The organism is Leptolyngbya sp. Heron Island J, from assembly GCF_000482245.1.
Taxonomy (GTDB): domain Bacteria; phylum Cyanobacteriota; class Cyanobacteriia; order Phormidesmidales; family Phormidesmidaceae; genus Leptothoe.
On record NZ_AWNH01000102.1, the window covers coordinates 1 to 11825 of the forward strand.

The 11825-nt window shown below is 46.9% G+C and carries 8 protein-coding genes and 1 pseudogene; all 9 read left to right on the top strand.

The annotated features are described in order from the left end of the window. The coding region (locus N836_RS65920) for a transposase (RefSeq protein WP_023071803.1) at window positions 1–389 on the top strand (389 nt) is incomplete at its 5' end. 38 nt (window positions 390–427) lie between these two features. Continuing rightward, window positions 428–2833 carry a TIGR03118 family protein gene (locus tag N836_RS73845; RefSeq protein ID WP_023075732.1) on the top strand — a complete coding sequence of 802 codons (2406 nt, stop codon included), beginning with the start codon at window positions 428–430 and terminating at the stop codon, window positions 2831–2833. A gap of 294 nt (window positions 2834–3127) precedes the next feature. Further along, window positions 3128–4150 (top strand): helix-turn-helix transcriptional regulator, encoded by a 1023-nt coding sequence (locus tag N836_RS73850; RefSeq protein ID WP_023075733.1) that lies wholly within the window; start codon window positions 3128–3130, stop codon window positions 4148–4150. A gap of 145 nt (window positions 4151–4295) precedes the next feature. After that, complete coding sequence (locus N836_RS65930) at window positions 4296–6389, top strand: TonB-dependent receptor (RefSeq protein WP_023075734.1); 2094 nt, start codon at window positions 4296–4298, stop codon at window positions 6387–6389. A gap of 313 nt (window positions 6390–6702) precedes the next feature. Continuing rightward, window positions 6703–8451: an ABC transporter ATP-binding protein gene (locus N836_RS65935; protein ID WP_023075735.1), complete on the top strand. Its 1749-nt coding sequence runs from the start codon at window positions 6703–6705 to the stop codon at window positions 8449–8451. After that, the gene (locus tag N836_RS65940) at window positions 8418–9002 is read left to right on the top strand and encodes a protein-S-isoprenylcysteine O-methyltransferase (RefSeq protein ID WP_023075736.1); all 585 of its coding nucleotides are present in this window, start codon (window positions 8418–8420) and stop codon (window positions 9000–9002) included. Before N836_RS65935 ends, N836_RS65940 begins: the two co-directional genes overlap by 34 nt. A 127-nt stretch (window positions 9003–9129) precedes the next feature. Next, window positions 9130–10872, top strand: coding sequence for an ABC transporter ATP-binding protein (locus N836_RS65945; protein ID WP_023075737.1), 1743 nt, complete (start codon window positions 9130–9132; stop codon window positions 10870–10872). A 113-nt stretch (window positions 10873–10985) separates the two neighbouring features. Next, window positions 10986–11261, top strand: a pseudogene (locus N836_RS74925) (transposase); the annotation flags it as partial. Between the two features lie 118 nt (window positions 11262–11379). Further along, window positions 11380–11825 (top strand): GNAT family N-acetyltransferase (locus tag N836_RS65950; protein WP_031293974.1); only part of this gene is annotated, 446 nt, incomplete at its 3' end.

Consider the following 11825-nt stretch of genomic DNA (forward strand, 5'->3'; position numbering starts at 1 on the left):
CTCTGTTTTTTCAAGCCTTAGCTGCGCGCTATCCTAATGCGGACAAAATCCAGGTTGTGCAGGATAATCTCAACACCCATAATGTCAGTTCTTTCTATGAATACCTGACGGCTGAGGAGGCCTTTGCCCTTGCCCAACGGTTTGAGTTTCACTACACCCCAAAGTCAGCCAGTTGGCTCAATATGATTGAGATCGAGTTTTCGGCACTGGCTAGAGGCTGTTTGCATCAGCGCATTCCCACACAAGACCAATTAGAGCAAGCGGTGCTCGCCTTGGTGCAAGAACGGCATGACCAGCGTATCCGCATCCATTGGCAATTTTCAGTTGAGGCCGCACGCGATAAATTTCAGAAGCATTATGTCAAAATTCGAGAAGATAAGACTCTCTAAAACGGTAGAAAACTTACTTTCCAGTGTACTCAAGCTATGTGGTCACTAATTTAGTGTCCAATAATCCCGATAACAATCCTCAACTGCTAGATCCTTACGTCAGTCTAGGTTGGGGAATTGCTATTCGTCCGGCGGGACTGGGTGGTCACTTTTGGATCAACAATTCCGGTACCGGTACCGTGACCGAATATGTCGGAGATGTTGGCGGTGTTCCTATATTCCAGGACAGTCTCAAGGTAGTAGAGGTTACTCCTACTCCATTTAATCCCTTTGAACTGTCTGGACCAACGGGACAAGTGTTTAATGGCTCTAGTGATTTTGTTATCACCCAGGAGCATCCCAATGGTGACATCACCGCTCCCAGTAAGTTTATCTTTGTATCTAGCGATGGCGGTATCTCAGCCTGGACTGAACGTAGAAATGATGACGGTACCATTGATCGGTCTCTAGAGTCTGAAGTGGTGGTGGATAAACTGGGACAATCCATCTACTACGGGGTGGCAATTACCAACTTTGAAAGCCATAATCGTCTATATGTGGTTGATTTTGGGCCTACGCCAGGGATTGAAGTCTATGATGCCAACTTTACTGAGATTACGGATGATTTTGAGTTTATTAATCCGTTTCTTGATGAAGGGTATGCCCCCTACAATATTCAGACCATTAATGATTCTCTCTTTATTGCCTATGCGATTCCATCGCCGGCCATTCCAGGCGATGAAGTGATTGAACCCAGCCTGGGCAGAATTGCTGAGTTTGACCTGGAGGGTAACTTGATTACTACCTGGGATGATGAAGGGCTGTTAAATGCTCCTTGGGGATTTGTTGCGGCCCCCGATGATTTTGGCCAGTACAGCAATATGCTGCTGGTGTCTAATTTTGGGGATGGTACCATTGTGGCCTTTGACCCCGATACGCAAGCAGCGGTTGATTATCTGCGGGATAATAACGGTGACCCCATTGTTATTGACGGTCTCTGGGGATTGGTCTTTGGTAATGGCGGCAGTTTGGGTGAAACTAATGACCTTTACTTTGCTGCGGGTAATGATATAGGAGACAATCCAGGAGATGGTGTTTTCGGTAAGGTTGAAGTTGGCACCGATGTAGATATACCTGCACCAGGGGGCAATCAAACCTTTGAGGGGACTGTTGCAGACGATCTGCTAGTAGTTGACGGCGATAATAATATCTTCTCTCTAGGTGCTGGCAATGATACGTTAACGGCTCGCGGCGTTAACCAAATTGTAACTACGGGCGACGGTGACGATATTGTGAGCATCGGCAGCGGCATCGTTGATTTGGGTGAAGGCAACAATTTTGTGGCAGCCAGTGATGGGTCTACTATCGTCATAGCCGGTGGGGGCAATGATACGGTCAATTTGGTCAAGGGTGCCCTTATAGCTGATGTCGGTGAGGGAGATAATCATATTACCTCCGGAGCTGGAGATGATGTCGTTACAGCGGGCAGCGGTGATGATATTGTCCATGCCGGTGCTGGTAATAATATTCTCGACCTGGGTGAGGGAAACAACACGGTGAATACCATTGTTAACCAGAGTAATTTTCTGGTATCTATTGGTCAAACCACCGTTACTACTGGCAACGGTAGCGACACCTTTAGACTGGGCGCTGGCGAGGGCGTTGTCACGATTACGAACTATGATGCTAGCGATCGTTTTGAGCTAGTCGGCTTTAATTTAGACTTTTCTGGTATTCTTGACTTTAGCGATTTAACCATTACCCAGCAGAGCGCAGATGCTGTTATCGCTCTAGCCGGTACAGACGATGTGTTAGCTATTTTGCAAAATGTGCCCGCCGACATAATCAATAGCGGTGATTTTGAACCGGGTCAAACGCTGGTAGGTACCGATGCTGACGATACCCTTGATGCTGGTGACGGTGATGATACCGTGGCCGGTGATTTGGGCAACGATGTGATCACAGGCGGCGGCGGTGACGATGTGCTACGGGGCGATCGCAACTCCCGCGATGGTCAAACTGGTGAACCTGGCGGTAACGACATCATCTTTGGTGGCGACGGTAACGACCGCATCGGTGGCAAAGCGGGTAACGACATCCTCAGTGGTGATGCCGGGAATGACTACATTTGGGGTGATGCCGGGGATGACATCCTAATGGGGGTCACTGGCAACGATATCCTCGTAGGCGATAATGACTCTGGCGGCAGCGGCAGCGACTTGTTTGTCTTTGGTAATGGCGATGGGACCGATACTATTCTTGATTTTGAGGTAGGTATTGACCGCATCGGCTTAGTGGAGGGTGAATTGGTATTTGCTGACCTTAGTCTGGCTCAGGACGGTAACAATACTCTGCTGGGCGTTACCAGTACCGGCGAAACCTTGGCAGTGTTGCAGAATGTTGAAGCCTCTGCCCTTAGCGCAAACAGTTTTGAGATTGTGCCTGATGTTTCCCATCCCAGTTAAACCCTATTAGTGGGTTAAGCTTAACGTTTGAAGTAGGGCAGGACAGGGAGACAGGGGGAAACGGAGACGCGGAAAGGGGAGACACAAAGATCTTTCTCAAGCAGCGCTCTCCGCATCCCCCTGTCCCCAATTCAACGCGTTCCTATATAGTCGCTCCATTGCTTTATTGGAGGAACAAACATCGCAGACTATTGACAATTAATTTCAATAACGTAGAATTACTTATGTATAAATTATCCAAGCTATAGGGCGCGATTGCTCCCGCGCGATCGCACGTCTTAATAGTCAGTTATCATGTCAGGCCAAGTCTTCCTTAACGATAGCGATCTTGAAGAAATGCTGGCAGAGCTGCAACAGCAACCTGAGCAGCAAGAAATTGGCGAACATTATCGGGCAAATGATAACGAGACCATATGGACCCTTGATAAATCCTTTGGCAAATGGTCTAACCATTCATTTCATCTAAGAGATTATCTTGCCCTAACCTTAACCGAATGGAACTTTCAAGAGAATTTTAATTTCACAATGAAAAGCCAGATGGAGCCGTTATTTGGATTTTCATTTTCTATGTCCGGCGGGTTCACTGTAAAACCATTTGGTAGAGCTAAAGAAATAGATGCCCATGCCCATGCCCGTGATACCCATATGGCCTTTTTTCAAGGCGATATGCAGTCTACAACTGCAGTAGACTCAGGTCAAACGGTTTCCCTTGTTCAAATAGCGATAAGGCCCGAGCTTATTAACACTCTATCGACAGAGCTATCCGACTCATCGCAATCGTTTTTGCACCAGACGTTTTCCAGCCATCAGACTGGAAAATCATGGTTAACAATAACAATAACTCCAGCAATGACCATTGCTCTCCAGCAAATTCTGCAGTGTCCCTATCAAGGGATAACAAAACAACTTTATCTGGAAAGTAAAGCGCTGGAGCTGATTACCCTGCAGCTGCATCAGCTGAGTGAAGACCGACGGCCAGCATCCAAATCGCTTAAGCTGGACGACATTGACTGCATACATCTGGCTCGGGATATCTTGATTCGTAATCTAGACGATCCGCCATCTTTATTGACCTTGGCTAAGCAGTCTGGCATCAACAGTTTTAAGCTAAAGCAGGGATTTCGTGAGATTTTCAATACGACCGTATTTGGCTACCTACATGCCTATCGTATGGAAGAAGCACGACGGTTATTACAGCTAGGTGAGCTGAATGTGACTCAAGTAGCTCAGACCGTTGGCTATGACTATCCAGGTAAATTTGCCGCTGCTTTTAAGAAAAAGTTTGGAATTAACCCAAAGGCACTCAAATCAAGCTAGCTAGGAGATTTGGAATTTCTAAAATACCGGACAGGCTTAAAAAAATACCGCTTGGAGCTGTTTTACAGACCGTTATTGCCTAAATTTCTCAACAACCCTTTTGTTCAAAGGTCTATGTGTGAGGAATAGAATAGTGCGAGAATTCATGTCCGATCGTCTTGGGGCAGTTAGTGCAGCAGCTTTTATTCTATTAGCAATAACGCCAGCGGCTGTGGCTGAAGAAACTCTGCGGATTATTGTGACTGCCGAAAGGACACCCGAAGATGTCCAAGATGTGCCCATTAGCATTACGGCTATCACTGATCAGGAAATCGAAGATGCAGACATTACGTCGTTAGAAGACATTGCTCGCAATACTCCTAACTTTACATTTTTTTCCAGCGGCGATCGCTCTTTTGGGCTTTACAGCATTCGAGGGCTGTCCAATAGCACTGCGATTTCAAATCGAGACCCGGTTGATTTTTACGTAGATGGCGTTCCCTATAATTTTGCGTCTTTTATAGATTTTGATCTGCCGGATTTAGAGCGTGTGGAGGTACTGCGGGGTCCCCAAAGTGTTCTATACGGCAGAAACTCCCTGGCGGGGGTGGTCAACCTAATTACCCGCAAACCCACCGATACCTTTGAGTTTAGCGGGGTGGCTAGCTACAGTAACTATAATGACCTGGATTTAAGGGCCAGTGTCAGTGGCCCCATCATTGATGATGAGTTGTTCTTTCGTCTTGCTGGCAACTATGGTTCACGGGACGGCTATCTCCGCAACACATTATTGGATGATGGGGTGAATGAACAATCTGGCGGTAATGGTCGAGGACAGCTGCTATGGACTCCATCAGATAATCTAGAGATTGCATTAAATGCTTCATTTAATAACTACCAAGATGGAGCAAATGCCTATGTAATTCTCAATACTGATCCATTTGAAACTGAGCAAGATATTGATGGCTTTACCGATCTGGTCTCCAATGACCAGTCGTTACGCGTTGCCTATACCCATCCTGACTTTCGCTTCACCTCTATTACCAACCGTCGCTTTTCCAAAAATGATGTTGAATTTGACGGAGACTACACAGCCGCAGACGCTTTTGTGGTAGCTATAGATGCATTAGAAAACACCGTATTTAGCCAAGAACTACGACTACAGTCTCCCGAAGCAGCAGAACGGTTTGAGTGGATACTGGGGGGCTATTTTGAATCAAACCAATTTGATTCAGTTAATAATGGTCTGATCAATGGTAATGATATAGCAACGATATTTGGCCCCACATTTCCCCTCCCTCCTGGCAGTACCAATGTGGCCAACGCTGAGGTCAACAGCGACACATTTGCTGTTTTTGGACAAGTAAACTATCGTCCCATTGATGCTCTCACCCTGACCACCGGCCTTCGCTATGAATCAACCAACAGTACGTTGGAAAAGTTCGAGCGGACTATCACAATTCCCGGTCTGCCAGACACAACTCTGATCTCTCTAGATGAGATTGAACAAAATGGGAATGAATTATTGCCTCGCTTTGCAGCTGAGTATCGTTTCTCTTCGGACCTAATGGCCTACGGCAGTATCACCCGAGGCTATCGCCCTTCGGGTGTCAATATAGGTCCTGGTGATGAGGCCTCAGCCACCTTTGATGCGGAGCGTTCCTGGAATTATGAAGTAGGGTTGAAATCCTCCTGGCTAGACGATCGTCTAGCGATTAATCTTGCCCTGTTTCATACTCCAGTGGATAATTTTCAGGTACTGCAATTTGATCTAATTGGCAACTCATTTACTGACAATGCCGATGTGAGCATTACGGGCTTTGAGCTAGAGGCCAGGGCTACCCCTTTAATAGGGTTTGATATTATTGCTGGCTTCGGTCTTACCGATGCTGAGTTTACTAACTTTACCAATCCCTTTACGGGAGATGATGCGGAGGGCAATAATCTTCAGTTTTCTCCTGATGTCACCTACAACCTCGCCCTCCAGTATCGTAGTCCCCAGGGGCTATTTGGGCGGTTAGAGCTGCAGGGATTGGGCACTACGTTTTTTGATGATGCCAACACCCTCAAGCAAGAGCCCTACGCCATTGTCAATGCTCGTCTAGGATATGAGTTTGACAATACTGGCATCTATCTCTTTGGCAATAATATCTTTGATCAAGAGTATATCAATCAGGCCTTTGCCTTTCCTCCCTTTGGGACGATCGCATCCTTTGGGATACCAGCGAACTATGGGGTACAGGTGAGGACGCGGTTTTGAGTAGTGAGAGTGGGGGACACGGAGAGGGAAAGAGTGAATAACAGGGTATGGATTTAACATTACAAAAGATTGAGGGAATGTCATTCAGATTAACCTTCGCTATGATAGTGAAGAGTTATTGAAAACGATTCTTAATTACTAACTAGCACTACGTTCAGATTAAAGTATCTCTCTCCGCGTCTCCTATTCGGCTAAGCGATCAGGTGAATCTTGTCCCTGCGTCTCCGCGCATCTGTTTGTTCAGTTACTTATCACTGGCATTCTTATAAAAAATCGCCCCTTTGTTAAGCCACCCACTGGAATCTGGAGCGTAATGGCTCCTGTTAAGGGCAAAATTGCGATCGCAATCACTCTCGCTGCCCTTAGCTCTCTCACCGGTCTTGGTTCTCTCTTAGCTGTTCCACCCATTGCTGCTAGCCTGCTTTCTGGCTCACCCGAGATTAGCGTGATTTGGCGCTGGCTGGCCATTGCAATAGGGTTGATAATCATCGCATTTACCTCGCGAATTCTCGCTTTCAATAGCTCTCACATGGCGGCCTTTAAGCTAGAGGTGATTCTGCGAACTGCTCTGACTGAGCGTCTGGCCCAAGTCCCCCTGGGCTATGTGATTACCACAGGCTCAGGGGCAATCAAAAAACTGGTACAAGATGATGTCAAGTCACTCCATGTCTTTGTAGCGGATAGTACCCCCCTGATCGGTCAGGCTTATACAACTCCTATGTTAGCGCTGGTAGCAATGTTTGTTGCTGACTGGCGTTTGGGATTAATCACCCTGGCAGTGTTGCCTGTGGGAATGATTTTTGTACGTCTGGCCTTAAAAGACTATGCCCAACAGCGGGATGCCTACGATCGTGCTAATGAAAATATCAACGGGGTAATCATTGAGTTTGTTCAAGGGATGCAGGTAGTGCGCACCTTTGATGATGGCAGTAGTTCCTTTGCTCGCTTCCAACAAGCATTGGACGAGTTTACCCACAAGCTACAGACCTGGAATAAGCAGACACAGGTCTCCGGACAATTAGGTACATTGTTATTTGAACCACTGCCGACACTGGTGATTGTCTTAGCAGCAGGTATAGGGTTTATGCTGCAGGGCACGCTCACATTTCCACGACTGTTGGTGTTTCTGTTGCTAGCCCCACGACTGTGTGGAGCCTTTAAGCCCATCTTCACCCTGTCCTACTTTATCAATCAGGCTAATGCCGGAGCCATGCGCATTGGTAAAGTCCTGGCAGAACCAACACTACCCCAGCCAAGTCAGCCTCAACAGCCTCAAAATGCTTCAATTGTCCTAAACAATGTCACGTTTGCTTACGATGATGATCGTCCTGCTTTACAAAATCTGTCGTTAACAATTCCTGCTGGTACTGTCACAGCTCTAGTGGGTCCTTCCGGTGCAGGCAAAACCACGTTGGCACGGTTAATTCCCCGGTTTTGGGATGTGACCACAGGAACAATTGAAATTGGCGGTGTTGATGTTCGCCAGATGACCTCTGACACGCTGATGTCGTGGGTATCATTTGTCTTTCAAGATACGTTTTTACTGCACGATACAATCTACAACAATATTAAATTAGGCAGACCTGATGCCACCCGTAAAGAGGTAGAAACATCTGCCCGCGCTGCTCAGGCCCATGAGTTTATTCTCTCATTACCCCAGGGATATGACACCATTACCGGAGAACGGGGCGCACGGCTGTCCGGCGGTCAACGCCAGCGTATCACTATTGCCCGTGCGATTTTGCAAGATACTCCCATTGTTGTGTTAGATGAGGCCACCGCTTTTGCCGATCCTGAAAATGAAGCCTTAATTCAACAGGCCATTGCCGCCCTCACCCAGGGCAAAACCTTAATCGTGGTGGCCCATCGTTTAGCTACCATTATGACAGCCGATCAAATCGCCGTTCTCGATCGGGGAGAATTAGTAGAATTGGGGCAACACGATCAGTTAGTGGCCGCTAATGGTCTCTATGCCAGGCTGTGGTCACACCATCAAACTGCTCAAAATTGGCAAGTAAGAGGTCAATCATGGACACCCTCACTCTCAAAATCATCTTCTTAGTATTCTTTGTCTTAACAGGAGTTATCCGCAAACCTTATCAGCGAGAAATTAAGAGCAATACCATCATTGACAATCGTAAGACGCCTCTAGAGAATGGCTTATTAGCATGTGTTCTGCTGGGAATGTTTGTTTTGCCTTTGATTTATATTTTTACACCGTTGTTCAATTTTGTTAATTATTCCCTGCCGGTTTGGGCCAATGTTTTAGGGATTGTTATATTTGCGATCGCGCTCTATCTATTTTGGCGTTCTCACCATGACCTAGGCAAAAATTGGTCACCCACGTTACAGGTTCGAGAAGACCATACGTTAATTACCAACGGCATTTATCAAAGCATTCGCCATCCCATGTATACAGCAATTTGGCTGTGGTCTATTGCCCAAGCGCTATTGTTAACCAATTGGATTGCCGGTCTCTCAGGGGTAATTACTTTTGGCACCCTGTACTTTTTCCGAGTGGGCAATGAGGAAAAAATGATGCTAGAGCAATTTGGTGAACAATATCAAGCGTATCGGCAGAGAACAAAGCGCTTGGTGCCGTTTCTTTTCTAATTGCTCTAATTTCTAAGATTGGGTTTCGTGACTTTTTCTTGAACGTTGGGTTTCTTTCCTTAACCCAGCCTACCGTTACTTTCAACCATGTACAGACGTTGCATGCAACGTCTTTCCACCCCAAACCATGCTCAAAACCTACTCTCGCATGATGACCGTTGCTGGTCCTTACAAACCGCAACTACAAAAAACTCTCCGTTTATCCATCCTTGCTTCCATTATCCAAGGTATTATCTTTGCTTTATTCTTTCCGCTGCTTCTGACGTTGACGGCTCAACCCATTGACAGTCGACAGGTATGGATACTGCTAGTGATTTTTGGATTGCTCGTTTTCATTGAAGGATGCATCCGGTGGCAAGAACTGAACTTTAGTTGGCTCACCTCCAGCAAAGTGGCCCATGACACTCGTTTACGGCTGGCAAAACAGCTGCGACAAATGCCGTTACAGGAATTGAATCGACGGCGAGCAGGAGATCTCAATGTAATCATGAGTGGCAATGTTAGTGAAAGTGTGATGTGGATCGGCAGCCTGACCACGCTGGTGCTCCAGACCATAGTGACGCCACTGGTGATTGTGTTAGTAACACTGTTTATAGATTGGCGGCTGGCACTGGCGCTGTTGGTCAGTTTTCCCCTAGCAGTGCCCATCTATCGCTATGTGCGAACTTTGAGCAAGAGAATTCTTAAGGCCGTCTCTGCAGCGGATGTAGAAACCGCGTCTCGGGTAGTGGAATATGCCCAAGGGTTACCGGTACTGCGGGCAACAAAACAGGTGGGGGTGAGATCCCAACACTTACAAACAGCTCTTGAGCATCAGCGTCAGGTACAGGCCCGAGGACAGCGGTTAGCCAATCTCCCCTTGATGACCATGGCAACGCTGGTGGAAGTAGGCCTCATGGTGGTGATTGGCTTGGGTGTTCTATTTATTTTGCAGGGCAGCCTGTCTGTGGTCGCCCTGTTTGCCCTGGTGGTGATTGCCATGCGGTTTAGCGAACCCCTATCGCTGCTGGTCGCCTACGCAAGTGTTTTTGACCTGATGGAAATTGCCCTGGAGCGAATCGAAACAGTGATGGCGATTCCGCCCCTGCCGGTACAGGAACCCCTAGCCCAGCCGACTCGTTTTGATATTGAATTTGATCGGGTCTCTTTTCGCTATGCTGAGCAAACTGAATGGGCGCTGCAAGATGTATCGTTTCAGCTGCCGGTGCGATCGCTAACGGCCCTGGTAGGTCCTTCCGGCAGTGGCAAAACCACAATTACCCGCTTAATTAGTCGTTTTGCCGATGTTCAGAAGGGTACTATTCGCCTTGGCGGTATTGATATACAGCGAATGCAACCGGCTGAGCTGATGCGGTGTATTTCGGTGGTGTTTCAGGACGTGTATTTATTTGACGATACGATTCTCAACAACATCCGTATGGCTAAACCGGACGCCACCAATGCTGAGGTGGAAGCGGCGGCTCGTATAGCTAACTGCCATGAGTTTATTACCCGGTTGCCCAACGGGTATGAGACTCGCATTGGTGAAATTGGAAGCGCTTTATCGGGAGGTGAACGTCAGCGAATTTCTATTGCCCGCGACATTCTTAAGGATGCTCCCATTGTTTTGTTGGATGAGCCCACATCAGCATTGGACACAGAAAGTGAAGTGGCGGTGCAGGCCGCCATCAATCGGCTGGTGGAAAATAAAACAGTCATTGTGATTGCCCATCGGCTTTCAACGGTAGTTGGAGCGGATTTGATTCTTGTTTTGGCCGATGGTCAGGTGATTGAGCGGGGTGCCCATCGGGAACTACTGGCTCAGCAGGGTCGCTATGCAGCGATGTGGGCTGTGCAGCAACAATCTCAGGGATGGCGAATTGCAGCTTGAGGTGCGATCTCTGCTGTAGCGCCACCTGACTAACTGAGATTTCTCACACTACAGGCGCTTTAGGACTTTTCTGTGCCACTAAGCTTTAGAGCTTTTCGAACGATCTCAATAGGCTCGCTCAGGACTCTATAGACCTTGTCCAGCAGCAGCTTCTCAAGCAGCTAGATACTTCGCTAGAAAAAGCTAAGAATGGGACAATAAAAGCATTTCAGAGTTTTGCTAAGGGCTTAGACGAAGATTATGATGCCGTCAAAGCGGGCATTTCTTTAGACGTCAGTAATGGTCCGGTTGAAGGCCAAAATAATCGATTGAAAATGCTCAAACGACAAATGTTTGGGCGGGGCGGGTTAGACCTATTGGCCAAGCGACTGATTTTGACGAATAGATAGTCTCCTGAGGCGATGATTCAGGTGAGGGGATCGCGATCACCAAAAACCGCCATGAGCCCGAAGTAGACATCATTTTGCATAGATTCTTTAGAAGCCTATTTCAGTAAGGGTGCATGTTTTGGATATTAATCTAAGAAATATTACCAAAGACAATTGGGTCGATATGATCGACTTAGAAATTACAGAAAAGCAGGAGGGTTTTGTTGCGCTCCCATCGGAGGCTATTGCAGCGTCAAAGTTCTATGAATACTATGTGAATCGAGGTATCTACTTGGGAGATGAGCCTGTCGGTTTTCTTCAATATTATCCGAACTATAGAGATGGGAAAGCAAACGAAATATTTATAGATCAACTATTGATCGATGTAAGTCAACAAAGAAAAGGTTATGGTACAAAAGCGATTGACTTAGCGATTCAGGAGATAAAATCATTGAACGGCATTACTTCTATTTCGATATGTTACGTTGAAGGTCATGACGTAATGAAACGCTTTTTTGAGCGATTTGGTTTCGAAGTGGTTAATCAAGAAGAGTTCGAAGAGACAATTATGGAGTTGCATTTTTC

Coding starts and splice junctions, on each gene's coding strand:
- N836_RS65930 (WP_023075734.1), top strand. CDS start 4,296: ATGTCCGATCGTCTTGGGGCAGTTAGTGCAGCAGCTTTTATTCTATTA.
- N836_RS73850 (WP_023075733.1), top strand. CDS start 3,128: ATGTCAGGCCAAGTCTTCCTTAACGATAGCGATCTTGAAGAAATGCTG.
- N836_RS65935 (WP_023075735.1), top strand. CDS start 6,703: ATGGCTCCTGTTAAGGGCAAAATTGCGATCGCAATCACTCTCGCTGCC.
- N836_RS65945 (WP_023075737.1), top strand. CDS start 9,130: ATGCTCAAAACCTACTCTCGCATGATGACCGTTGCTGGTCCTTACAAA.
- N836_RS65940 (WP_023075736.1), top strand. CDS start 8,418: ATGGACACCCTCACTCTCAAAATCATCTTCTTAGTATTCTTTGTCTTA.